This window comes from Ancylomarina sp. YFZ004, from assembly GCF_054254355.1.
Genome location: NZ_JBTCHQ010000001.1, coordinates 88,143 through 112,123, shown reverse-complemented (window position 1 = coordinate 112,123; position 23,981 = coordinate 88,143). Strand labels below are relative to the sequence as shown.

21 protein-coding genes are annotated in these 23,981 nt (G+C 34.5%); 6 read left to right on the top strand and 15 right to left on the bottom strand.

The features are described 5' to 3' along the window. Both ACXR6G_RS00485 and ACXR6G_RS00480 read right to left on the bottom strand, forming a co-directional pair. Nucleotides 1-2,496, bottom strand: coding sequence for an erythromycin esterase family protein (locus tag ACXR6G_RS00485; RefSeq protein ID WP_458359431.1), 2,496 nt, complete (start codon nucleotides 2,494-2,496; stop codon nucleotides 1-3). A gap of 76 nt (nucleotides 2,497-2,572) precedes the next feature. Next, nucleotides 2,573-3,367: a helix-turn-helix domain-containing protein gene (locus ACXR6G_RS00480; protein WP_458359430.1), complete on the bottom strand. Its 795-nt coding sequence runs from the start codon at nucleotides 3,365-3,367 to the stop codon at nucleotides 2,573-2,575. Between the two features lie 508 nt (nucleotides 3,368-3,875). Here ACXR6G_RS00480 and ACXR6G_RS00475 point away from each other — a divergent pair. Further along, nucleotides 3,876-4,367 (top strand): N-acetyltransferase family protein, encoded by a 492-nt coding sequence (locus ACXR6G_RS00475; RefSeq protein WP_458359429.1) that lies wholly within the window; start codon nucleotides 3,876-3,878, stop codon nucleotides 4,365-4,367. A 115-nt stretch (nucleotides 4,368-4,482) separates the two neighbouring features. Here the strand turns inward: ACXR6G_RS00475 and ACXR6G_RS00470 are convergent, their stop codons facing one another. Next, entirely contained in the window at nucleotides 4,483-4,833 is a 351-nt protein-coding gene (locus ACXR6G_RS00470) for a hypothetical protein (RefSeq protein ID WP_458359428.1), read from the bottom strand. Nucleotides 4,834-5,047: 214 nt separating this feature from the next. Further along, on the bottom strand, nucleotides 5,048-6,469 hold the full coding sequence (locus ACXR6G_RS00465; RefSeq protein WP_458359427.1) for a hypothetical protein: 1,422 nt from the start codon (nucleotides 6,467-6,469) through the stop codon (nucleotides 5,048-5,050). 474 nt (nucleotides 6,470-6,943) lie between these two features. Between ACXR6G_RS00465 and ACXR6G_RS00460 the strand changes: the two genes are divergently transcribed. Then, nucleotides 6,944-7,144, top strand: coding sequence for a hypothetical protein (locus ACXR6G_RS00460; protein WP_458359426.1), 201 nt, complete (start codon nucleotides 6,944-6,946; stop codon nucleotides 7,142-7,144). A gap of 62 nt (nucleotides 7,145-7,206) precedes the next feature. On the opposite strand, the gene ACXR6G_RS00455 is transcribed toward ACXR6G_RS00460, so the two are convergent. Next, a complete protein-coding gene (locus tag ACXR6G_RS00455) occupies nucleotides 7,207-7,407 on the bottom strand; it encodes a helix-turn-helix transcriptional regulator (RefSeq protein ID WP_458359425.1) in 201 nt (66 codons plus the stop codon). Nucleotides 7,408-7,412: 5 nt separating this feature from the next. Then, nucleotides 7,413-7,907, bottom strand: a complete 495-nt coding sequence (locus ACXR6G_RS00450) for a hypothetical protein (RefSeq protein ID WP_458359424.1) — start codon at nucleotides 7,905-7,907, stop codon at nucleotides 7,413-7,415. Nucleotides 7,908-8,147: 240 nt separating this feature from the next. Here ACXR6G_RS00450 and ACXR6G_RS00445 point away from each other — a divergent pair, with 240 nt between their 5' ends. Continuing rightward, entirely contained in the window at nucleotides 8,148-8,597 is a 450-nt protein-coding gene (locus ACXR6G_RS00445) for a methionine-R-sulfoxide reductase (RefSeq protein WP_458359423.1), read from the top strand. Between the two features lie 93 nt (nucleotides 8,598-8,690). Here the strand turns inward: ACXR6G_RS00445 and ACXR6G_RS00440 are convergent, their stop codons facing one another. The 5 genes from ACXR6G_RS00440 to ACXR6G_RS00420 form a co-directional block, all read right to left on the bottom strand. Continuing rightward, the gene (locus ACXR6G_RS00440; protein ID WP_458359422.1) at nucleotides 8,691-10,463 is read right to left on the bottom strand and encodes an aminopeptidase P family protein; all 1,773 of its coding nucleotides are present in this window, start codon (nucleotides 10,461-10,463) and stop codon (nucleotides 8,691-8,693) included. A gap of 185 nt (nucleotides 10,464-10,648) precedes the next feature. After that, on the bottom strand, nucleotides 10,649-11,710 hold the full coding sequence (locus ACXR6G_RS00435; protein WP_458359421.1) for a hypothetical protein: 1,062 nt from the start codon (nucleotides 11,708-11,710) through the stop codon (nucleotides 10,649-10,651). Between the two features lie 34 nt (nucleotides 11,711-11,744). Then, a complete protein-coding gene (locus ACXR6G_RS00430) occupies nucleotides 11,745-12,293 on the bottom strand; it encodes a hypothetical protein (protein ID WP_458359420.1) in 549 nt (182 codons plus the stop codon). Beyond that, nucleotides 12,290-12,868, bottom strand: a complete 579-nt coding sequence (locus ACXR6G_RS00425; protein ID WP_458359419.1) for an RNA polymerase sigma factor — start codon at nucleotides 12,866-12,868, stop codon at nucleotides 12,290-12,292. Before ACXR6G_RS00425 ends, ACXR6G_RS00430 begins: the two co-directional genes overlap by 4 nt. 196 nt (nucleotides 12,869-13,064) lie before the next feature. Then, nucleotides 13,065-14,285 carry a carboxypeptidase-like regulatory domain-containing protein gene (locus ACXR6G_RS00420; RefSeq protein WP_458359418.1) on the bottom strand — a complete coding sequence of 407 codons (1,221 nt, stop codon included), beginning with the start codon at nucleotides 14,283-14,285 and terminating at the stop codon, nucleotides 13,065-13,067. 253 nt (nucleotides 14,286-14,538) lie between these two features. Between ACXR6G_RS00420 and ACXR6G_RS00415 the strand changes: the two genes are divergently transcribed. Then, nucleotides 14,539-15,207, top strand: a complete 669-nt coding sequence (locus tag ACXR6G_RS00415) for a hypothetical protein (protein ID WP_458359417.1) — start codon at nucleotides 14,539-14,541, stop codon at nucleotides 15,205-15,207. 54 nt (nucleotides 15,208-15,261) lie between these two features. On the opposite strand, the gene thrC is transcribed toward ACXR6G_RS00415, so the two are convergent. From thrC to thrA, 3 genes are read right to left on the bottom strand one after another with little or no spacing between them, the layout of a single operon-like run. Continuing rightward, nucleotides 15,262-16,554 (bottom strand): threonine synthase, encoded by a 1,293-nt coding sequence (gene thrC, locus ACXR6G_RS00410; RefSeq protein WP_458359416.1) that lies wholly within the window; start codon nucleotides 16,552-16,554, stop codon nucleotides 15,262-15,264. A gap of 38 nt (nucleotides 16,555-16,592) precedes the next feature. After that, nucleotides 16,593-17,528, bottom strand: a complete 936-nt coding sequence (locus ACXR6G_RS00405) for a homoserine kinase (protein WP_458359415.1) — start codon at nucleotides 17,526-17,528, stop codon at nucleotides 16,593-16,595. A gap of 41 nt (nucleotides 17,529-17,569) precedes the next feature. Further along, nucleotides 17,570-20,002 carry a bifunctional aspartate kinase/homoserine dehydrogenase I gene (gene thrA, locus ACXR6G_RS00400; RefSeq protein WP_458359414.1) on the bottom strand — a complete coding sequence of 811 codons (2,433 nt, stop codon included), beginning with the start codon at nucleotides 20,000-20,002 and terminating at the stop codon, nucleotides 17,570-17,572. Nucleotides 20,003-20,422: 420 nt separating this feature from the next. Between thrA and ACXR6G_RS00395 the strand changes: the two genes are divergently transcribed. Continuing rightward, nucleotides 20,423-20,812, top strand: a complete 390-nt coding sequence (locus tag ACXR6G_RS00395) for a hypothetical protein (RefSeq protein ID WP_458359413.1) — start codon at nucleotides 20,423-20,425, stop codon at nucleotides 20,810-20,812. 297 nt (nucleotides 20,813-21,109) lie between these two features. Continuing rightward, nucleotides 21,110-22,942, top strand: a complete 1,833-nt coding sequence (locus tag ACXR6G_RS00390) for a DEAD/DEAH box helicase (RefSeq protein WP_458359412.1) — start codon at nucleotides 21,110-21,112, stop codon at nucleotides 22,940-22,942. Nucleotides 22,943-23,126: 184 nt separating this feature from the next. On the opposite strand, the gene ACXR6G_RS00385 is transcribed toward ACXR6G_RS00390, so the two are convergent. Beyond that, complete coding sequence (locus tag ACXR6G_RS00385) at nucleotides 23,127-23,837, bottom strand: hypothetical protein (RefSeq protein ID WP_458359411.1); 711 nt, start codon at nucleotides 23,835-23,837, stop codon at nucleotides 23,127-23,129. Nucleotides 23,838-23,981 lie beyond the last annotated feature (144 nt).

Here is a 23,981-nt window from a genome sequence, read left to right as displayed (position 1 = left end):
TTAGTTTTTACTGAATTCTTTTATCTCCTGATATTGATATTTGTTTTTGTATCGATGATGTTGCACATAGCTTGACCAAAAATCATCAGATACAGTTTTAGATGTCTTTGGGATTTTGAATGACTTTGATTTAAATAGTGTTGCCTTAAAACCAAACCTCTCATTATAGCTTATTGGTGACCAATTATCATGATGATAGGCATAATCCATAAAATAATAATTGCCTTGTTTGCTATAGAATACGACATCGCGTTCGAACCATATGTCCTTTGATTTATAAGCCTCGGATTTTTCTGCATTCCAAATCTTATTTCTATCGTTTATAGTATTGCTTTCTATTTTTACAATGGCATAATCATCCATATTTATAAATAGATATCCATGAAATTTTAATGCTGCTAGTTGTAGAGTACTTCTATATGATGGGTATTTGCATTTAAAATCGATTCGAAAAACGCTTTGTCCATTGAACTTAAGTGTATCGGAAAGTTGAAAATCATATCTGAACCATTTCAAGGTATTCAGAAAGCTGTTCTTTCTAAAATTGATCAGATCCTGATAAGCGTGGTAATGATGGCGTTTTGATTTAATAGATTTATACCCATTTAAACTTCTTCCTAACGAATCTATAGTGGCAATCCTTGTTGCAAGACATTGCTTATATTCTTTCACACTTGTCATGTCCAACCATCTAGTTTTGTAGCCATTACTGTCGTAAGTGCGATTTACAAATTCGAGTAGGTATTCGGAATTACTATCTGAGTATTTATCTTTTTTGCGGAATAAGACATCTTGTGTATAGGCTTTCTGATAGTAGTTTTTATCGATTGCTCTAATCGTTTTTCTAAGTATCTTTTTTGCCGTGAGTCTTTCTACAGATATTGTCACTTCATTGAGGTCATAGTTCTGAGCTTCCATTTTAATTTCTGATCTCGATGCATTCAAAAATTCTTTTATCGGATGATATTGAATCTTGTAGCCAATGCATGAAAAACAGACTGTATCCTGGAGATTATTATTGGTAATGTCCAGTTTGAAATCACCTTGCTCGTTGCTAATAGTACCTATAGCATCATTTTTTAAACCGATATTGACATACGGAATCGGCTCATCATTTTTATCCATGATTATCTTCCCTAGAATTGTTCTATCAATGTCAGATTGACGAATTGATTTGTAGCTCGATGTTTTGGAATGAACCGTTTCTGCTACCACTTGATTTAACTCTTCGAGTTCTTCTTCGTAGTTAAAGTCTCCTTGATATAAATTGCAGCGCTTTGTCTCCTTGATAAACAAAAGCGCGTCGAATACGTTCCCCCATTTACCTTTAAGAGGTGTATATTCAAGAGCCGAAGAAGTTATACCATCTTCTTTATTTAGGCGAATAATCGCGTTGTTGATAGAATCAGATATGAGCTTCCATTCTATGCTTTCTTTAGTAGGAGTAGGAACAGTTTTAGATTCTTCTGAAATACTGGCATATTCTCCACTTGCACATGTGCTCCCGATTATAAACACCTTCTTATCACCAAGTTCTTTTTTTAAGATACTACCCATTGGAACAAAACGACTGAACTCTTCATTATTCAAGGCTTTTAGCTGATTTGCAAAATGGGCATTAGCTCCCCAACAAATAATCTTCTTATTTGGATTGTGCTTGATGAAATAAAGCAAGTTATTTGCCATGAGTGCATCTCGAGTATTATTATCAGAGGCTTTAAATTCCTCTCTCGATTTACGTGATGGATGATTTTGATGGTAATCTGTTGCAACTTCTTTTATATTGAAAAGGAGCTGTAACCATAGGTGAACTGGCTGCTTATTAATGATTTTATCTGTGTCCAATCGATTTAATTTTAGCTCAAAACGATTAATCAAGCGAATTAAATATTTCAACTTGTAAGTGTCTGGAACGTCAAAGCTGTCACTTAAATAATTAAGTGTTTCATTTAAAAACTGTAACTCTTTTTCGTTTAGTTTAGAATTTAATTTTTCAGAGATAATAAATAGGTCACCCAATAGCATTTCCTGAGAATACTCACTCATAAGTTGACAATCAAAGCCCGTAACTTCTAATTTCGTATTTTGCTTGACTAGATATTTAAGCATGCCTTGAAACTCACTTGCTTGAGCCCAAATCGGATAAATACATCGCCTTAGGCAGTCTACTTTGCTATCTCCTTCGCTTATACTTTGATCGATTTTGTTGAAATCATATAAGCTACTTTCAAAAGCTAATACATCAAATCCCATTTCCTGATTTAGAAATTTGACTAAGCGTGTTTTGGCTTCAAATACATTCCCTTCACCATGTGTGGGTTCCCCAAGGAGAACGACCTGAGCTTCACCAATGATATCTTTAAGCGGTTTTAGGTCATCAAACTGATCATCGCTTGGCGAAATAGTATTAAGTTTAATTATATCTGGATTTTCATTGTTTTGAGCATTAGCAAAAATGGATAAGAATAAGATAATGCAACAATAAAGGTATTTCATATATGTGTGTATGTTTTGTGTGTCTGCAAAAGAAGATAAATGGGGAGATTTATAATTGTAAAAAACAGCCAAAGTTTTAGTCTTGATACCAAAGTGCATCAGAATCTCGATCTAGCATATTTTTGATGATTTTTCTGGGTGTAATATTTGCCATATTCTGACACTCTTTATTAAAATGAGCCTGATCGAAATAGTCTTGATCACATGCTATTTGAGTGAGAGATGTTTCCTTATTTTGCTTAGCCTGATTAAGAGCTTTTCTAATTCGGATTATTTTTTCAAACTGCTTAGGGGCTAAAAAACTGTATTTTTTAAATTTTCGGTAAAGACTTCTTTCGGGCAATTTCATTATTGATTCAAATAGATCCTTAGGGGAAATGCATTTCTCGTTGGTGTCGCAGTGGCTAATAAATTGCTTTTCAAGAAATAATACGATCTCATTTATCTGTTCGCTAATACTGATATCACTAGCTAGTAATTTTTTATTTAAGGCTAACAACTCATCAGGCCATATTTTATCAGCATTAATAACTCCATTGCTTATTGTTTCTGAGCTAATATTAGCTGAGAAATTATGAATACTGAAAGGTTTGAATACAATTGAGATCTCTTTTGATGGACCAGAATTACAAATATTTAATGTTTTAGAATAGGGGAGAATAAGAAGACATTGCATTCCATTTTTAGAATGTTTAATAGTTACCTTATTGGTATCGAATTCTGCTTCAGAATGGAATAAAAAAGTGAGAATTGGATAAACTGATGGTAGACAGTTGTAGTGAGTTGACTTGACTGCCTCTTGATTTGAAGAATAGATTTTATGAATATATTTATTTATCACTTCAGACTGAAATGTATGAAACTCCATCATTGTTTTGTGTCGTATTATATTTGAATCAAATCAATCCCGTCCTAAACGTTTTTGTTTGTGCCTTGTATTTCATTACTAATCTCACAATTAAGCTCAATATTAGGAACAAGGGGTTCTTTTTTAAGCTCAAGGAAATAGGGCCTCTCTTTTAAATCTTTTTCGTTTAACGAAAGCTTTAGTAAGACCGGGAAGTTGAGAACTTGTTCGAAAATCACCCGGCCACACTTAAGCATGAGGCAAATAAGAAAGATATTTAAAAAGCAGCCTTGATCTTTTTTGCTTCGTTTTTTGGATCAAGCCAAAAAATGAAGTCGGGTTTGGGCGAAGCGCCATTTTATTTAGGACGCTATTGGAATCAAATATAATGTTCTGAAATTGTATTTTACCATACATTTACTGCGATTGTTAAATATTAAGTTTGATTAACAATCGAAAACTTCTTTGATACTATCTATTCGTATAGAATTTCTTATTTTTAAATCCTAAATCAAACCTCTACAATCAAATAATGAATATTCGTTTAGCCCAACATACCGACCTTAAATCAATTAATACAATTTACAACCAAGCTATTGATGCGAGGTATTGCACTGCTGATTTAGATCATATCAGTTTAGAAGAACGCGAGCAATGGTTTCAGTCGCACTCAGAGGATAAATATCCTGTTTATGTGGGTGAAGTGGAAGGCGAAGTGATTGCCTGGTTCTCATTTTCAGCTTGGCGTGCAGGGCGGCGAGCTTTAGCTATGTCTTCCGAAGTAAGTTATTATATTCACGAAAATCATTTTCGTAAAGCTTATGCCAGTCAGTTGATGAATTTTGCTTTAAGCAAGGCACCAGCGCTAGGTTTTAGAAATCTGTTTGCCATTCTTTTAGCACCCAACATCGCTAGCACAAAACTGCTTGAGAAGTTCGATTTTGAATTATGGGGGAAATTGATTGATGTGGCCGAGATTGATGGTGAAGTTTGTAGCCAAGGTATTTATGGGAGAAAAGTTTAGGTCAGGTTTAATAGTGGGGGAGTTTATCATAGGATAAAGACTGCCAATCGGGGAGTGGCAGCCTTTGATTATAACGGTTTTGTATATGAAAAGTACGATTATTTAAGGGTAGTAGTTATTTTAAAAGTGCGTAAATGCTACTTGCTAATGATAATACGAAAAAAAATGCTTCAATAATTAGGGTAATCAATAGAGATGTTCGAAGGTATTTTTGCTTGTAGCTTGCTCCTTTAAATGGAATAAGACTGAGAATTGTACCAAGAACAAAACCCAATATTGGAATATTTAAAAATAGAGTTCTTAAAGTTGCTATTCTTGTTTCGTTAAATGCAGCAGCTGAACCATCTAGGTGTTGACCTTGTCCTGTTCCAAAAATACTAGAAAGTAACAATGTGAGAATTGCTAGAATACCAATGTAGATTATCCATTTATTTCTTTTGTCTTTAGGGAATATCTGATTTGTCATAGTTTTTGAAATTACTGGTAACGGGCTTGCTATGTGTTTTGCGGGATTTCGAAGCGCTTCACTTTAAATCTGCATTTAGCCAAAACTTTGATTTACATTAATTCAAATTATAAATTGACAAATCAAAGATTTGGCGGTGTTGCACCGGAGAACTGCGGTTGATTTACCCGCTAAACCCCGCATTACATATAGCTTTTGTTAGGCAAAGTTGTTTTTAGATCAGCCTGTAATGATCTTCTTCTAATTTTATCCCTGTACTTTTTTCATATATCTTCGGATAATTTACAACGTAATTATCATAACCAACATACTTTAAAATTACGGATGATATCAAAACATAAATTTTCAGGTAAAGATAATATCGAAACTTATCAGCTTCATTTAAATTTTTGGGGTCATTTGAGTTAACCATAGGAGTTTTACCATGCAAAAAGGCATTTCTTTGTTCAATAGCCTCAATATCAATTGTAGAAATTGGAATCTTTAATATATTAAACGGAATTAATAATTTATCTCGGTTTGTTCGTTGATTGATTTGGTTGATTCTATTTTCAATTATTTCAATCCCCTCTTCATCAACATCATCCCTAAATGAATCAAGAGCTTTTATTAAACTCTGTCTAATTTTTTTTGAAATGGCTTTTGATTTTATTGGAGCTAGTTTTGTCTCGTTTTCTTCATAAACTACATTTGCTATGGTTTCTAATGCGATGGATAAAATACCAGGTCCAGAAACTAATGTTTGGGTATGTACTTCAATCAGTAATAATAATATCGATTTAACATCGTCGTTAGAATGGCATAATTGACACAATTTTGAAAATTCATTTATGTACAGTGTTCTTACCTTATCCTTATATAAATCTGAAATCTCAGAATTGTGAATATATCCATAAGGATTTGAGAAGATTGGAACATATTGACACTTTATAGACCCTCTCATTTGGCTATAATACAAGCCTGTGGGATCATTCATTTCAATATTATCATATTGAAAAAAGTAACCATCATTGTTTATGAAATCACCTGAGATGTAGCCGAAGCAGATTAATATGGAAAAGCAGTACTCAGAGAATTCAGAGTACTCCATTGGGGATTTGCTTTCCAATATTAAGTAGTTCTGATTAGATGTTTTATTTGACTTGTTTTTGGCTAAGAATAAATGAAATGTTTTATCATTTATTTCAATTTCGGTTGCTTCTCTTGTAAGGAATTTATTTTTGTAATTGTATTCAATTCCAACATTTTCAATGGAAAACATAAAATTCAATTCTCCATCCACAGGTAGGACTAGTCTATGAAAAGCTTTAATTTCCTTACTGAACTTTCCAAATTCAAACGTTGGAATTTTGCCACATGAGATTCTATTTGACTGTTTGGTAAAAAACATAAATGGAACCTTAATTTCTAAATCATCAGACTTGATGTTTAGGTTTTCAAAATTCCATTTATCATGCGAAAAAATAAACGAATCATGATGTAATTTAAACTTTATACCCTTGTTTGCTTTTGAAAGGGTTACTTTATAATTTTCCGAAAATTCTTCCGAGGAGACTACTGAACTCTCAATACCTTGCAACTTTTCAAGAAGCTCCATTGTATTTGAGATGTCTATTTGCCTATTAATCTTTTTCATTATTGCGCTTCTGTTTTTTTTCAATTTTGCCTAACTAGTTTATAACGTCCATATGGCTGTTATCTCTTATATGTTTTTTGAAAAGCTGTTGTTAATTTATTTTCCGAAGCCTAAATTAAGAATAATCTCCCCAAATAAGCCCTTTCACTCTTCCAATTATGATATGTATATTTTAAAGCTACACTTTAGGATAGGGGAGTTCTATATAAAGAGTTTTTAGTATTATATTGTTTTATGGAGCTACACCTATTGTTTTGTGTGGCGGTCCTATTATCAGTTTGTTTACTCATTTGCTCTGCCTTGCCCATATATTGCGATGTTAAGCCATTCAGTTGCAATTTATGATCGTCGTAATGGCTCTGATTTTTCTTGTGTTGCCTTCCTGTTCTAATGTTTTGTTAATTGTTTTAGCTAGTTTGGTATTTGGTCTTGCTCTGTTGGCTTTTAGTGTCGGTGGAAGCTTGCAACGGAGTGGTGGAAGACTGCAACGGAGCGGCGGAAGGTATTAATGTGATGGCTGGCAATATCTTTTTACCGCCATGTAGTTTAAGTATAAAGCTTCTTGAGAAATTCGACTTTGAATTATGGGGGAAATTGGTTGATGTTGCTGAAATTGATGGTGAAGTTTGTAGCCAATGTATTTATGGGAGACAGTATAGTTCTAAACAAAAATAAAAGCACCTTCCGTATCAGGAAAGTGCTTAGGAGTTATTTTATTTAAGATCAATGAGAGAGAATCACTCTCCTTCTTCTAATTCAAAAATATCACCAACAGGCGTCTCAAAATAGCGAGCCATTTTTAGAGCCAATAGGGTAGAGGGAACAAATTTTCCTTTTTCGATTGCATTTATGGTTTGTCGAGAGACACCTATCTTTTCAGCCAAACTTGCCTGCGTGATGTCCTTTTTTGCTCGTTCAACCTTTAAATAGTTTTTCATATCGATTAGTCTTTCAGTGCTATTTCTTGTTCCTCTTCCTCCGAAAGTTCCTTGTTTTTATTACGATGGAATATGATAACATAAACTATGAGTTGCATTTGTAAAATGTAGATGCCATCTAATGGAATAATACTTGAAAAGATTTTTGCCACACCATAGATAATCCAGGAAACTATAAAGGCTTGAAGCATTGATTTTAATCTTAAGTGTTGCATGAATTCATCATCGATTTTCTCTTTAGAAAAGAGGTAGATTAAAAAACCTATAATGGAAAAGAATAAACTAATATTAGCATATATATCAGATTCTTCTTTAGTAAAATATGGTGTAATACTTTGATCTACTTTATCAGATTCTTCATTTAGACTTTGTTGTTCTGTGTAACTTTCCATAAAACCTTTTCTAAAGTCATCTACTCCGGAAATACACGATAAGATAAATGCAATAGATACAAATAGAATTCCAATTCTTTTAAAGTAGTGTGGTAAATAAGTTTTCATAATTTATGGGTAATTGTGATTATATATTTTTTGATTACAAATCAAATGTAAACTAAACTTTACAAATAGACAACTAGTAGCGTCAAAAAGTTTTGTTTGCGCGACTATTTGCTTGTGTTATTAAAATTCATTTTTTATCTGAACCAATCATTTTTAGTTGTTAAGAAGATCTTAAATAGGGGTAAGGATTTTGAAATCTGATGGACTTGTTTTATTTTAGATCAATTAAAAATAAGGAATATGGGACGACTAATAATTATATCTTTATTACTGATGGTATCAGTAATAACAAACGGACAGACGGTGATGAAAAAAGGAAACTATAATAAATTGAATGAGCTTGAAAAGCGTGTGATTCTTAATAAGGGAACAGAATATCCACATACGGGTGAATACGTTAATCACAAAGAGGAAGGAGTCTATGTTTGTAAGCAATGTAACCTGCCTTTGTACAGATCGGGAGATAAGTTTGATTCAAATTGTGGCTGGCCAAGCTTCGATGATGAAATTAAAGGAGCCGTCACACATTTAACTGATGCTGATGGAAGAAGAACGGAGATTATCTGTTCAAACTGTAAAGGACATTTGGGGCACGTTTTTAAGAATGAAGGTTTCACTGAAAAAAATACACGCCATTGTGTCAATTCAATTTCATTGAGTTTTATTCCTGTGGCTGATAAAAAGAAATAAGATTGTATTCCTAAGCTAAAGAACCAGAAAGGGCCGTTATAGTTTTTATACTATCAACGGCCCTCTTTTTATTATTTGAAATTCAAACGAGAATTAAATTGCTTGAATTTTTTGTTTTAACCAAGCCTTATGTTTTTCATCTAGTTGAGGTGCTAGGCTGTCATATACTTTTTGGTGGTAATGGTTGAGCCAGTTCTTTTCAATATCGTTTAGTAGGTTTAAATCTAAAGCTTTGGTGTCAAATGGGAAAAGAGTTAAGGTATCAAACTCTAGAAATTCACCATATTCCGTATTTAGCTTCTCCTTACAAAGAATTAAATTTTCGTGACGAATACCATAGGCACCTTCCTTATAGAATCCTGGTTCGTTAGAACTAATCATTCCGGGTAAAATGGCTTGTTCTTTTAGTTCCTGACGAATACTTTGTGGACCTTCGTGAACATTTAAGAAACAGCCAACACCGTGTCCGGTTCCGTGTCCATAGTTTTTACCATACATCCAAAGTGCCTGGCGAGCTAAAATATCAATATTACAACCACGAGTTCCCTTAGGAAAGACAGCCAAGGTCATTTGAATCATACCTTTTAGAACGAGAGTGAAATCCATTTTCTCTTCCTGGCTTAGTTCTCCAAGTGCTGTAGTACGGGTTATATCTGTAGTACCATTCATGTATTGTCCACCAGAATCGATAAGAAGAAGCCCTTCAGCTTTGATTTCACAATCTGTTTCTTCAGTCGTTGAATAGTGAGGCGATGCACCGTGGGCTTTATAAGCAACAATACTCCCGAAACTTTCACCCATAAAATGCTTTTGCTTCGATCTAAAGTGTCGGATCTGATCCATAAGGGTAAACTCAGTTATTCTGCTTTTACCAAGATTTTCTTCAAGCCAACAGAAAAATTGAGTTAAGGCCAAGCCATCTTGAATCATAGCTTCTTTCATGCCTTTGATTTCAGTCGGATTTTTCTGGCTTTTTAGTAGTTGAGAAGGGTTTTCTCGTTCAATAATGTTTGCAGAAATGGAACTGTAAATACTTAAGTTACTACGATTGTTATCAAGAAGAACATTTTCAGAGCCACGAAGCTCTTCTAAGTCATTGCATATTTTTTTATAGTCAGCAGTTTGAATGCCATCTTTTTGAAGACTCTCAATAAGTTCATTATCTAGTTTTGATTGATCCAGATAGAGAGAGCAGGAATCTTCCTTGATTAAAGCGTAAGCAATAGCAACGGGATTAAAGTCAACATCCTGACCTCTAAGATTAAAAATCCAAGCAATATCGTCAAGACTTCCAACGAAGTGATGCTTGGCTTCAAGCTTGTGCATTTCATTGCGAATGATAGCTAGTTTCTCTTTACGAGATTTGCCAGCAAATTCTACGGGGTGTTCAAATATTTTGTGCTTAGGCAAACTTGGTCTATCTGACCAGATTTCATTAATCAAATCATCCTCTTCACAGATATGGATAGATAAGTCGCCAAGCTTATTTTTTAATTCTCGGGTTTGAGCGATTGAAAAACAAGTTCCATCGAAGCCAATATTAGCTTCAAACTCTAGCTCAGAAAGTAACCATTGGTATTGGTTTGGTACACCAGGTACCCCCATTTTAAAAAGATCGATACCACTTCCGTCCAGTTCTTTTTCAGCTTGTAAAAAATAACGTGAATCTGTCCATAAACCGGCTTTGTCTTTTGTAATAACTACAGTTCCGGCAGATCCTGTAAAACCAGATATCCACTGACGAGCAGTCCAGTATTCTGGAACATATTCACTCATATGAGGATCTGAACTGGTTATGATGTAAGCGTTTATTTCTTTTTCTTCCATCAGCGAACGCAATGCATTCACTCTTTCAAAAATGGTCATAATTAAGTTTCGTTATTGTTTATCCGATAAAAATACGATTAAAGCGATGTCTGACACTAATAATCAGAAGAAAATTTTAATAGATAATGTTTTTTTTATAATCATTATGAAAAGACTTTGGCGATTTGAACAAAAAAATCCCTCTTCCAGTTTATGAAAGAGGGATGAATTATATGTAAAGCATTCTATTTAAGACTCACATTGCCATATTTACTAATCACATGTACTCTTGATTCTGGAGAACTTGAATTTCCTACAAGGACCTTGATTTTAGATTCAGAATGATTTTTCACTTCTTCGATTACCTTCGATTCGCTCGGGTAACTGATACCGGAATACTTGGTTTCAGCATCGAGCATATAAGATGCACCTTCAGCAATTGAAATGCGACAAGGTACATATTGATTATCGATTTTAATATTATCAAAATCAGAAGATACATTGTCAACTTTGCAATTTCCATATCTTAGGGTCATATTTAAGTTGCGACTTACATTTTCGATTTTAATATCAGAATATTGACCTTTGCTAATTAATACAGATTCTGTATTCATAATGTTAATTGCATCATATTTAGAGTCTGCAATAAGAGAAACGTTGTTATCTAAATGAAGCTTAGAAAATCGACTAACAACAACAAGGGTTTCGCTGGTCCCAATATTCATCTTTGAATACTTCAAAGTCAATTTGGTACGATTACATTCATTAATGGTTGCCTTTGCATATGAAAGGTTTATGCTACTCAATGGTTTCTCGTTTGGATAAAGAAATTTTTCAGCAAGTAAGTTACCATAGCTCAAATTGATATTTGTTTTAGCTCTAACCGTATTGATGTAGATATCTCCAAACTTATTATTTAAAGAAATTTGAATGTACTCAGGCATAAACACCTCATAATCGATACTGAATTTGTTTCCTGTTTTGAAGGATTTTTCCATCTCAGTAAATGCCATGATGGTCTCACCAATCTGGTCCATATTAATTTCAATACCCTTGAATAATGTTTCTGCTTTAGATTCGCTTGAAGCATGGGCCGTAATGGTTGCTTTTATAAGAACTGAATCGACCTCCCAGTTTTTGATTTCAATATCTCCATATTTGTTTTCTATGGTCAATTGGGAGCCTTCTTTAACAGCATATTTCCCATCGAAAGTCTTGATGTAATCATCCGAAGCAAATACCTGACTGCTTAGTCCTATACAAAGAAGCAGTATAAGTGCAGAAAGTTTAAATCTAGTTGTTTTCATGCTAGTAGGTTTTTATATTAATTTATTATTTTTTCTAAATACTAATGATATCTGCAAGAGGAATATCTTGTTGATTTATCAGATATAGTTGCTGTACAATTCGATTTAAAATATTGTTTTTGACCTGAAAGTGTTCGATCATGGCCTGAATTATACGTTCATCTTTAGGGTTAGCTTGTAGCTCCTCTTCAAGCTCATTGTAGAGCAGGTCCATACCTGCGAGTTCTTCTTTTATGGTTTTTTGTTCCTGAATATCAGTCGATATTGATAATTGACTGATAATATCAAGTTGCTTGTCGATACTTGCTTTAAAATAGTCTTCTACTTCTTGATATTCAGGTGAAAGCTGACCAAAACTAAAATGCGGCGATTGAATGTCACGAAGCTGATAAGTTGTTAAGCCAGCAATTGCCACAATAGCAATCATAGCTGCGATTTTCATCAGCTCTTTCCATTGCCATCTGGATTTTACTTGATCTTGCAATTGCATTTTTTGTCTAAACTGATCGAAATGATCGTTTTGAGGTTCTTCACTATCGAAGTTCGCTCGGTTTTGTTTGATTATATCTTCAATATTCTTCATCTGATTCTTCTTTTTAATGGCTTGTTCGTGCTATCTTCTAATATCTGAATCAATTTCTTTTTGGCTCTGTTGTATTGCGATCTTGAGGTTGATGCTGCAATGTTTAATATTTCACCTATCTCTTCGTGATCGTATGCTTCGATTAAGTATAGATTCAAAACAATACGGTAGCCAGATGGTAATTGCTCTATGGCTTTTTTTATTTCTTCTATACTGTTCCCAACTTCAAGCGTTTCATTTTGATCTTCATCTTCGCTAAGTTGATTTATTTTATCATCAAGAGGAAGACTATCAATTTTATTTTTTTTAAGATAATCTAAGGCTTTGTTTACTACGATTCTTTTTAACCAGGCTCCAAAACTAACCTCTCCTTTATAAGAATCTATTTTATCAAAAGCAGATAAAAATGCTTCCTGCATAACATCTTCAGCCTCCTGTGTATGATTTAAAATACGCAGAGAGGAATTATACATGGCTTTATAGTATAAATTGTAAATCTCAAATTGGGCCTTGGTATTACCTTGGCGACAAGCATCGATTAAATCCTGATGTATGTTTTGGTAGTTGGATCCCATTAATTATCTTCTAATCTAATGACGAGTCTATAATTGAAGTGTTGCACATTTCCTTAAATCCGAAATGTTTTTTTTATAATAGATAAATATCGGTAAATAAAATTAGATGTTTGATGCTTACATAAAAATTCCTGATCGATTTTATAAATCGATCAGGATTATGTGCTTATCTCTTAAGTTGAAATTAATTTAGATCTTATTCTGCACCATCAAAAATGATATTATAATTGTCCCAGAAATTCTCATCGTATTCCATATTTTCATAGTAGGCTCGATTATTAATGACCTCAGGATTGGTTGTTATAATTTTTGTAATCAACATTTCTGCATTGGTATCTATTTCTTTTATTTCACCACTGGTTTTGTTTTCAAGTTCATGATGACGTTTGTAGTCAACGTAACTTAAATAGTAATAGCCAAAATGTTCTTTATAGGTCGAACTAAAATCGTATTCAATTTTAATAGGTTTCCACTCTTGTCTTTCAGGATTTACATAGAAGCTACGTCCTTGTGGAGAATAGTTGCTTGCTACCACATGTGTTTCGTTCTTGATGACAGAAAAATCTTTTAGCTTGATATAAATTTTACCTGAGTAGGAGATTGCATAGTAATCACTGGTATTACTCAATATGGGTCTTTTACTTTTGTAGGCAATGACCCAAATCGAATCATTCTCATATTCTGTTACTCGATCTAAACTCAGATCGTAAAAATTAAGGTGATTCTTATTCAGGATATTGCCACGACTTCTTACAATATCCATTTCCAATAGTTCATCCAGGTATGTTGATCCATCAGCTAAAGAATTGTTTTCAAAGTTTTTTCTTACCTGTAGAAATCGATACGAACGCTCTTTGAATACTTGATATGCATTCTCCCGAACGTAACCTTTATCATCGTATATGCGAATAGCAGCTTCACGTTTACGCTCTAATTTTTTGTTCTCTGACTTTTCAGCTCGATAATAAATATCGTAATTAAATGGAGTCTGCAAATAGTTGTCTGGAATTCTGTCTATGGCATTTTTCAGCATCTTGATTAAGACTAAAGACTGAGCAGTCACTTCAACTTCTGCTATTTTATAATTCACAGGTTTCAATTGAATATGAAGCGTATCAAGCTCGCTGCAATCTTTTATGCTCGAATTGTAAGTGGTGAAACCTACGGCAGATATCTGAATGTTTTTATCTGCATATTTTCCTGGCACTTTTAGTTCAAAGTAACCGTCGAAATTTGTGGCAGCTCCAATATAAGTGTCCATTACACCTATGTTTGCAAAGGGAATGGCTTGCTGGTTAGCTGCATTGGTAAGTTGGCCAATGATTCGGATTGTTTTGGCTTGTTCCTCTTCTTGTGCTTGAATGGTTCCAAACACATGTGATAGGATGAATAGTGCGAAAATGAATTTTTTAATCATATAGTTTAAATCGAAGAATGAGTCTGAAGTATTAACTTTTGAATAATTACAGGACAACTACCTACAAGTATTTTGCCAAAAGTATTCGAAAAGCTAAATTAGTTATTTTATAAAATATGCAAGAGTAAATCATCGAAAGAAATCTCGGTGCTTATCTTTATTAAGTTTATTTAACTTGTTATTGTACACATATAAATTGTAAATTGCACAATTCAAACATTAGGAATCCTGCGATCTGAAAATATCTCACATTATGAATAGAAAATTACTGATTTTATCAATTATGCCACTGGTACTTGTATCCTGTGTGGTTTCGAAACGTAAATATGAAGAACTTGATTACGCTAAACGTAAAAGTGATGCTCAGGTTCGCAAGCTAGGAAAAGATAATACGACTTTGGACTCGAAATTGAAGCAAACATTAGCTGAGTATAACGAGATGAAAAACAGTATGGCTGAAAGTAATGCTCAAAAGAATGTTGAGATTGATGAGTTGAGTACTGAATTATTTTCTATGGCTTCCGATACCACCAGTTTGAAGCTTAAATTGCACGAAACACTTGGTAATTATAAGTTTGCTCAGGAAAGAAATGCTGAGAATGAAATGATAATCAGTAAGCTGAATGAACAGGTTAAGGGTTTGAAAGCTGAATCATCTCGTTTGACACAAGATTTGAGTGCTAGCATAAAAGATAAAGAGTGGGAAGGTAAAAAGGTCGCTGGCCAGAAACTGAAGCTTGAGGAGAAGATTGCTCAAAAGGATAACCAGATTGCTAAGGTGAAAAAGGAAATGGATGTGGTTAATGGAAAGATTACTTGGTTGCGTAAGGTTAAGAAACAAAACGATGCAGAAATAGAAAGATTAACCAATCAAATGAATCTTTATAAAAAAGAATACGAAAAGGCAACTTCTAAGAAGTAGTCTTTATTACATAGAACAAAAAAGCTCCCTAATCAGGGAGCTTTTTTTGTGATTCTAACTTTCTAAGAAAGTCTTGAAATTTTGATAATTATTTGGCATACGAATACTTATTTTTTCTTTTGTCAAACAAGATTTAAGATAATCTGGAATTTCTATCTGTGTTTCAATAACTTCTTCAACAATTTCAATAAACTTGGCGGGGTGAGCTGTTTCTATGAATACACCTAGTTCATTTGTGCTGTCTAGTTCTTCTTGCAAGCCTAAATAGGCAACTGCACCATGAGGATCGAGAATATAGCCAAAGTCTTTGTAGACTTTCCTCATAATCTCTTTGGTTTGCTCATCGTTAAACGAAGCCCCTTTTAAATCTGCACATATTTTAGGATGATTTTCTTGGTAAAGAGTCATCATTCTATCAAAATTACTTGGAGCTCCTACATCCATTGCGTTTGAGATGCTAGGGATTGATGCTTTACTCTCATATTTCCCTGTATTTAAATAGTCAGGTACAACCTTGTTTAAGTTGGTTGAGGCTATAAACTTTTTAATTGGAAGCCCCATTTGTTTAGCCATTAATCCAGCAGTTAAGTTGCCATAGTTGCCACTTGGAACTGAGATGACTAGATCCTTATTATGACCTTTAAGTTGTCCGTAAGCATAGAAATAGTAGAAACTTTGAGGAATTAAGCGAGCAATATTAATGGAATTAGCTGAGCTTATTTTCATTTTCTTATTCAAATCTTTATCCTGAAATGCCTGTTTTACTAAAGCTTGGCAATCGTCAAAACTACCATCAATTTCAAGTGCTGTAATATTATTGCCAAGTGTGGTTAATTGTTGTTCTTGAATTTGACTGACTTTGCCAGATGGGTATAAAATGACAACCTCAATGTTTTCTATGCCAAGGAAACCATTTGCAACAGCACTACCAGTATCGCCTGAAGTCGCAGCTAGAATCGTGATTTTTTCATCACTCTCTTGAGCAAAATAACTGAGACATCTTGACATGAATCGAGCTCCAACATCTTTAAAAGCACAACTAGGTCCATGGAACAGTTCCATAGAGTAAACGTTGGGCTCAAAAGAAACTAGTGGAGTAGGGAAGTTGAGTGCATCCTCACAGATTTCTTTAAGTTTATCTGTAGGAATATCATCTCCTAAAAAATGACTTGCAACATGAAAACCAATTTCAGCCAAGGATAAATTTTGTAGGTCATCTATAAAAGAATGATCAAGCTGAGGAAGGCTTTCCGGATAGAATAAGCCACCATCGGGAGCTAGTCCTTTTATCACAGCTTCTTTAAAGCTAAACTTAAGCTCTTTATTTTTAGTACTATAATATTTCATTTTATTGGGTGGTTAATTTGATTAATAGTTAGTGTCAATTAGTCTTGATCAATAATTCTTACACCATCATTACTTACTTGCGATGAATATATGAAGAATGGAATATTTGTTTTAGAATACACATCATTCATAGCCAAGCTTACATTTTTAGCTTTATCCTCACATTCGCATAAAGCAAAGACCGATGGGCCTGAACCAGAAATACTACAACCTAAGGCTCCAGCTTCAAAAACGGCTTGTTTTAAGTTGTCAAACTTTGGAATAAGAACTTTGCGTTGTTCTTCCACGATATGATCTTCCAGAGATCGACCAATTAAATTGTAATCCGATTTATGTAGTCCAGATATTAAACCAGCTACATTTCCCCATTGACGAATCGCTTTTTTAAGTTTTACATCTGGAGATAATAGCTCTCGGGCTTCTTTTGTTTTAATCTCAATCTGAGGATGAATGACAACGCACCATAAATCTTTAGGAGATTCAATCTGGATAACATCAAGAGGATCGTAAGCCCGAACAATGCAAAAACCACCCAATACTGTTGGGGCTACATTGTCAGCGTGTGCATCTCCAGATGCAGCGACTTCACCTTGCATGGCAAAATCAATTAATTGTCCTCTACTGTATGGTTTGCCTAGTAATTCGTTTGCAGCAACTACAGCTCCTGCAGCACTTGCAGAACTCGAACCAATACCACTACCAGGTTTGATATTTTTTTTAATCTCAATATCGAATCCTTGCTCGCTACCTAAATCATCTAATAAAGCTTGAATGGCTACACCGGCAACATTTTTTGTTGGATCTGTGGGTAAATTCTCATAGCCTTCAATGAGCTTAATATGAATTTTATTCGAATCATTTTTTCTAAGAATCATTTCATCACCAATTCCATCAATGGCAAATCCCAGAATATCGAAACCACATCCCACATTTGAAACACTTCCTGGTGCAAATACTTTTATGCTTTTATTCATTTTACTTGTATATCTAGAGATGATCTTTAATCTCTTATTTATTATTTTGAAGAAATACTAATGATATCGCCGAATATTCCAGAAGCTGTAACTTCAGAACCGGCTCCAGCACCTTTTATAATCATTGGTTGATCTTTATACCAAAGCGTATTTAAAGATACAATACTATCCTTACCATCTATATTATAGAATGGATGCTCAGGACCAACTGCCTTCAAGCCAACACTTGCTTTTCCATCCTTAAAACTAGCGACATATCTAAAACGAACGTTTTGCTCATTCATTTGTTTTCGCCAATTCTCAAAGAATGCTTTCTTTTCTACTAGTCTTTCAGTTAGCTCATCATTTGTTTTCGACTTTAAACAATATTCTGGCACCATAGCTTCTAGTTCAACATCATTTGCTTCTAAGATATAACCTGATTCACGAGCGAGTATTAATAACTTTCGTAAAACATCGACTCCATTTAAATCAAGTTTAGGATCTGGTTCTGTATAACCTTCGTCCATTGCAAATTTTAATGCTTCATCAAAACTATAACCTTCTATAAATTTATTGATAATATAGTTAAGACTACCAGAGACGACAGCTTCAATGCTAGTAATTTGATCACCGGTATTTTTTAGATAATTGATTGTACTGATAACCGGTAATCCAGCTCCGACATTACTTTCAAACCTAAAATCGACATTATTCTTCTTTGCCGAAGATTTTAATTGTTTATAGCTTTCATAGTCTGACGAAGCTGCAATTTTGTTACAAGCAACTATAGAAGCAGTCGAGTCCAATATTTGTTCGTAAACGTCACTGACTTGCTGGCTTGCTGTGATATCTACGAAAATTGAATTTCGTAAATTAGAATTGTCAATGTGTTTAATGAATTTATCGATATCTGCGACTTGTCCTTCTTTATCAAGTTTGCTTTTCCAATCATGTATTAGGTTCTCATCTTTTGCGAAAACCATTTTGCGACTATTGCTAATAGCTCTAATGATAAGATCAATACCATTTTCCTCTACCAAATGTTTATGTTGATTTCTAATGTGTTCCAGTAATTTACTTCCCACATTTCCTACACCGACTATATAAAGGTTAATTTTTTTTGATGTAGAAAGAAAGAATCTTTCGTGTATCACATTCAGCGCCTTTTTAACATCAACTGTACGAACCATAAAGGTGATGTTTAGTTCATTACCACCTTGAGCCATGGCTCGAATATTCAAGCCGTTTTTCCCGAGAATACCGAATACTTTTCCTGATATGCCAGGTGTATAACCCATATCTTCACCAACAACTGCGATTATCGACAAATCAAGTTCTAGCTTTAGTTTGTCAACATGATTCATTGCAATCTCTGCAGCAAATTCTTCCTCTATTACCTTACAAGCTCTGGGACAATCATCTTCATGAACAGCAACACTCATACTGTGTTCCGATGAAGATTGGGTGATGAGGCTAACGTTAATTCTTTGATTGGCAAGGCTCGAAAACAATCGAGCAGCAAAACCGCTTATACCAACCATGCCACTTCCAGATAGTGTGATGAGATTGATGTTATTAATGGAGGAAAGTCCCCGAACGGTAGTTCGTTCAGATTTGGGTTGAGAACTGATTAGAGTTCCTTTTGCTTCAGGATCAAAGGTGTTTTTAATAAGGATATCAATTTTCTTCTGTAAAACAGGTGAAAGGGCAGGAGGATACATCACTTTAGCACCAAAGTGAGACAATTCCATGGCTTCCTGAAATGACATCTGATCGATAGGAATAGCTTGTGAAACCAGTCGTGGATCAGCTGTATACATTCCACTAACATCGGTCCATATCTCAAGCTTTTTTGCATCGAGTGCAGCTGCCAGAATAGATGCTGTGTAGTCAGAGCCTCCTCTGCCTAAAAGACTTGGTTCATTGTTGGCGTTGGAAGCTATGAAACCGGGGAATACACCAATCTTAAAATCCTGTCTGATGGCTTTAATTCGCCTGTAGCTCTCATCTCTATTGAGTAAGATGCCTCTATTGTTCTGAGTTTTGATGTATTTTCTTGAATCAAAGTGCTTTGCATCTAAGCCTGACTGTTTGAAATAATTAACGATTAGATGAGAAGATAGAACCTCCCCCAAACCTAAAACACGACACTTTACCTTTTCAGGAACCTCTTGTAGTATAAAGATGCCCTGTAGTAAATTTGACAGTTCAGAAAATTGATCGTCTAACCAGGTTTTGAGTTCAGTATTAAGCTGAAGTTCAAGGATCATATCCAGGTGTCTTTTGTGAAGGTTTTCAAGGGTGTCTAAGTAGTACTTGTTTTGTGAACATGCCTGTTCTAAACAGCTTGAGAGCGAGTCAGTAACACCGCCAAGAGCTGATACTACCAGGACTATTGTCTGATTGGAATTAATATTGTTGACTATTTTACGGACTTTCTTGAGGCTATCGACATGAGCGATTGAACTCCCTCCAAATTTTAAGATTCTCATATGATTATAGTATTGAATGGGTTTTTAGAGCATAAAAAAAGCCTGCAGAATAATCTGCAGGCTTCGTTAAAATATTTTTTATATTAAAAGCTTCACATTATTCCACACGATGAGCAGGGCATCATAATAGATGTGCCTGTCGGTTGAATAAAATATGTGGTTAATGCTAAGTTCATAATTTCTCTTTCCTATTAGCAAATATGGTGAAAAAATGGAGGAAAACAAATAGGGAACGCATTGTTTTTAGTGAAAAGCAAGTTTTAATTCATTGAAAACGTTTGTGGTAGCATTAGTGTGTCTTATCATTTTTGTTGGCTGAGCTCAGGTTTTAGATTACACTAATTTTTAAATCACAGTAAGAATAAAAATTACTCATCTGTATATCTTGATTTATTAATATCTAATATCTAGTTTTGCAGCATGAAAGTATTATTGTTAGTTATCTTGGCTGGAGCCGCTTTAACCTTACTCATAACCTATTTGAGTAAGTTGTTTTTCTCTAAAAATAGTGATGAGCAGGAACCAGCTAGTGAACCTTTAGAGGAGTGTTGTGGGGCTCACGAAGTTTGTGAGACAGATTTGCTAAATAAAATGTCTGAAGAAATTATCTATTATGAGGATGAAGAATTGGATGCTTATAGAAATTTCGAGGAGAACGATTATAACGACGATCAAATTGATGAGTTTCGAGAAGTTTTATACAGCCTAAAAGAAAAAGAGATTGAGCCTTGGTTAAAAAGCCTTGAGTTAAGACATATTCTTTTGCCTTCAATCATTAAATCTGAGGTGGTTTTCATGCTAGTGAAATAGATTTTTGAAGATTATATAATATTTATTAATCAATTTCAAACGTTTGTTCTTCGATATATCCACAGCTGAGGAGTATTTATATTTAGATATTCGATTTTAAAAGAGTACTTTAGTGCGTGCTGCATACCTTTAGTGAAGTAAAAATCCAAAAAATGATGATTTAAGTTATTAATGGTTACCTTTGCGGCTTCATAAATTATTTGGTAGACGTTCTTTTGTCAAGGGTTTCATTCGCTTCGAATTGAAAATTTTAGTGTGACAGGGGGCATCATGCCATGTCACAATTAAATCATTCGAATGAATTCATTTGAAAACTTAGGTTTATCTAAACCAATTTTGGAAGCCATTACAGAATTAGGCTTCACAACACCAACAGCTATTCAGGAAAAAGCAATTCCAGTTCTTTTAGAAGGAAGAAGCGATTTTGTTGGTCTAGCACAGACGGGAACGGGAAAAACGGCAGCATTCGGCCTGCCATTGTTACAACTAATCGAGCCAGATGAGAAGATCCCACAAGCTCTTATTTTATCTCCAACACGTGAATTAGGTATTCAGATTGCTGATGATCTTAAAACATTCTCAAAAAACATTTTGAACTTAAATGTTGTAAATGTTTACGGTGGAGCAAGTATCGACGATCAGATTAGAAAGATTAAAAGAGGTGCACACGTTGTTGTTGCAACTCCGGGTCGTTTATTAGACTTGATTCGTCGTAAAGCTATCAACTTATCAAAAGTAGAATATGTGATTCTTGATGAGGCTGATGAGATGTTGAATATGGGATTTAAGGAAGATATTGATTCTATCCTTTCTACTACATCTGATAAAAAGCTAACCTGGTTATTCTCAGCAACTATGTCTAGTGAGGTTCGTCGAATCTCAAAGAATTACATGACTGATCCTGTAGAGGTGACAGTTGGTGGGGCTAATACTACTAATACAAATATTGAGCATCAGTATTATTTGATGAACAATAGAGATCGTTACAATGTATTAAAACGTATTGTCGATTTCTATCCTGATATCTATGGTATCGTTTTCTGTCGTACTCGTAAGGAAACTCAAGAGGTTGCAGAATTGTTGATGAAAGATGGTTACAATGCCGATGCTATTCATGGAGATTTATCTCAGGTTCAGCGTGACAGAGTAATGCGTAGTTTCAAAACCAAATCATTGCAAATGCTTGTTGCGACTGATGTTGCTGCACGTGGTATCGATGTTGATGATTTAACACACGTATTGCATTATAACCTTCCTGATGAGTTAGAATATTATACTCACCGTTCGGGACGTACTGCACGTGCAGGGAAAAAAGGTATCTCAATTGCTTTAGTTACACCTCGTGATGAGAGAAAAATCAAAGATCTTTCTCGTCGTTTAAAAATGGAATTTGCTCAAGTGAAGATTCCTGGTGGAGCAGAGGTTTGTGAACGTCAGCTTTTGAATTTCATGAAACGTGTAATAGACGTGAATGTTGAAGAGGAAGCAATTCAGCAATTCTTACCAGCTATTCACGAAGAGTTGAAAGACCTTGATCGTGAAGAGTTAGTAAAACGTATGGTTTCTCTAGAATTTAATAGATTCTGGGACTATTACAAGAATGCTCAAGATCTAAATATGAGATCTTCTACTCAGAAACGTGTTCGTCAGAATGATGGTGCGGTTAGTACTGAAGATCGTTTATTCATCAATGTTGGTCGTAAAGATGGTATTGATGTGCCAAGCTTACTAACATTGATTCATAAGCAATGTGGTGTTCGTGGTAAAAATGTAGGAAGAGTTGACCTTAAGGGTGTATTCTCATTCTTCGATGTAGATAAGGAATTCACTGAAGAAATCATCAAAGGTTTTGCTGGTGCTGAAGTTGGTGGAAGAGCTGTTCGTATTGAAGTTTCAGGCGATCGTCCAGAAACTACAGATACAGAAGAGAGAAGACCTCGTGGCGGAAGCAGATCTCGTGGTGGTTACTCTGGCGGTGGTGATAAATCTCGTGGAGGATACTCTGGAGGTGGTCGATCACGTGGTGGTTCTGGAGACAGATCACGTTCTGGTTCAGGTTCAGGTTCTGGAGACAGAAGAAGAAAACCTGAAGGAGCAGGAAGATCTACTGATCGTAGAAGAAGAGATTAATTCGTTAATTATAATATACTTAAAAAAGGGAGCTATTAGCTCCCTTTTTTTATACTCTTCATTTTGCAAAAACCAAAAGAGCACCAAGAAGTTCAATTTTGAATTCTTGATGCTCATCCCCAAAATAATTAGTTAGTCGGTAAATATTTGAGTGTTGTGATTCACTTATGAAATTATGATTGGATTACCATTCAATTTCGCGATATTCAACACTTTCCTGATTGATGTGGTAGCCACTTTGTTGGTTCGAATTCTCAAACTTGTAAGCACTAACGCATACTGTGTAGGTGGTTCCAGCTTTCATAGTGTAATTTGGATTCCAACCTGATGTGGTTTCTTTTAGCAATAGTTTGTTCTCATTTAATATATCAGATTTAAAAACAGTTTGCCCATCGATTTCTGTTGCGATCGTAATATGGTAGATGTCTCTGTTTTCAACAGTATTCCAAGTCATATCGACTTCGTGGTTTTCAGCATTGTATTCGAATTTTGTAATTTCAATAGGATCGATTCTTTCTTCCAAGAGCTTATCTGTTACTTTAAGGCTATCTGACTCAGTAGAGATTAAATTAAATTCGTAATCACCATTGTTGATATCATTAGTACTGTAATCTTCTATTGCAGGAGTTGAAGCAAATTTCATTGCGCTTTCGCCAAATTTACTTAGAGCGATTACGGGGCTATCTTCATCCGAAAAAGTGAGTTCAGCTTTCGACATGTACATATTACTGTATGCGACATAAACTGGAGCGTATTTAATTTCATTATCGATCTTTTGGCATCGTACATACACGTCTCCTACGGCATCAAATTTCACATCAAAATCATCATTGTCATCACAAGCTGATAATATACCTAAAGAGATTCCAAGTCCTAAAATAATTTTACTTTTCATTTTTTTAAATTTGTTTGCTATAGATTATATAATCTATACCTCTTGTTTCTTAATATGGTTTTCTAATTATAGAAGGGAATTTATGGCCATATTCCCCTTCTTAGTCTTAGTTCTAAGCATTGAGATTACTTTTTGTATCTCACC

What these genes read in the sequence shown, in the direction of transcription:
- ACXR6G_RS00485 (WP_458359431.1), bottom strand. Translation starts at nt 2,496, where the DNA reads ATGAAATACCTTTATTGTTGCATTATCTTATTCTTATCCATTTTTGCT.
- ACXR6G_RS00480 (WP_458359430.1), bottom strand. Translation starts at nt 3,367, where the DNA reads ATGATGGAGTTTCATACATTTCAGTCTGAAGTGATAAATAAATATATT.
- ACXR6G_RS00475 (WP_458359429.1), top strand. Translation starts at nt 3,876, where the DNA reads ATGAATATTCGTTTAGCCCAACATACCGACCTTAAATCAATTAATACA.
- ACXR6G_RS00470 (WP_458359428.1), bottom strand. Translation starts at nt 4,833, where the DNA reads ATGACAAATCAGATATTCCCTAAAGACAAAAGAAATAAATGGATAATC.
- ACXR6G_RS00465 (WP_458359427.1), bottom strand. Translation starts at nt 6,469, where the DNA reads ATGAAAAAGATTAATAGGCAAATAGACATCTCAAATACAATGGAGCTT.
- ACXR6G_RS00455 (WP_458359425.1), bottom strand. Translation starts at nt 7,407, where the DNA reads ATGAAAAACTATTTAAAGGTTGAACGAGCAAAAAAGGACATCACGCAG.
- ACXR6G_RS00450 (WP_458359424.1), bottom strand. Translation starts at nt 7,907, where the DNA reads ATGAAAACTTATTTACCACACTACTTTAAAAGAATTGGAATTCTATTT.
- ACXR6G_RS00445 (WP_458359423.1), top strand. Translation starts at nt 8,148, where the DNA reads ATGGGACGACTAATAATTATATCTTTATTACTGATGGTATCAGTAATA.
- ACXR6G_RS00440 (WP_458359422.1), bottom strand. Translation starts at nt 10,463, where the DNA reads ATGACCATTTTTGAAAGAGTGAATGCATTGCGTTCGCTGATGGAAGAA.
- ACXR6G_RS00435 (WP_458359421.1), bottom strand. Translation starts at nt 11,710, where the DNA reads ATGAAAACAACTAGATTTAAACTTTCTGCACTTATACTGCTTCTTTGT.
- ACXR6G_RS00430 (WP_458359420.1), bottom strand. Translation starts at nt 12,293, where the DNA reads ATGAAGAATATTGAAGATATAATCAAACAAAACCGAGCGAACTTCGAT.
- ACXR6G_RS00425 (WP_458359419.1), bottom strand. Translation starts at nt 12,868, where the DNA reads ATGGGATCCAACTACCAAAACATACATCAGGATTTAATCGATGCTTGT.
- ACXR6G_RS00420 (WP_458359418.1), bottom strand. Translation starts at nt 14,285, where the DNA reads ATGATTAAAAAATTCATTTTCGCACTATTCATCCTATCACATGTGTTT.
- ACXR6G_RS00415 (WP_458359417.1), top strand. Translation starts at nt 14,539, where the DNA reads ATGAATAGAAAATTACTGATTTTATCAATTATGCCACTGGTACTTGTA.
- thrC (WP_458359416.1), bottom strand. Translation starts at nt 16,554, where the DNA reads ATGAAATATTATAGTACTAAAAATAAAGAGCTTAAGTTTAGCTTTAAA.
- ACXR6G_RS00405 (WP_458359415.1), bottom strand. Translation starts at nt 17,528, where the DNA reads ATGAATAAAAGCATAAAAGTATTTGCACCAGGAAGTGTTTCAAATGTG.
- thrA (WP_458359414.1), bottom strand. Translation starts at nt 20,002, where the DNA reads ATGAGAATCTTAAAATTTGGAGGGAGTTCAATCGCTCATGTCGATAGC.
- ACXR6G_RS00395 (WP_458359413.1), top strand. Translation starts at nt 20,423, where the DNA reads ATGAAAGTATTATTGTTAGTTATCTTGGCTGGAGCCGCTTTAACCTTA.
- ACXR6G_RS00390 (WP_458359412.1), top strand. Translation starts at nt 21,110, where the DNA reads ATGAATTCATTTGAAAACTTAGGTTTATCTAAACCAATTTTGGAAGCC.
- ACXR6G_RS00385 (WP_458359411.1), bottom strand. Translation starts at nt 23,837, where the DNA reads ATGAAAAGTAAAATTATTTTAGGACTTGGAATCTCTTTAGGTATATTA.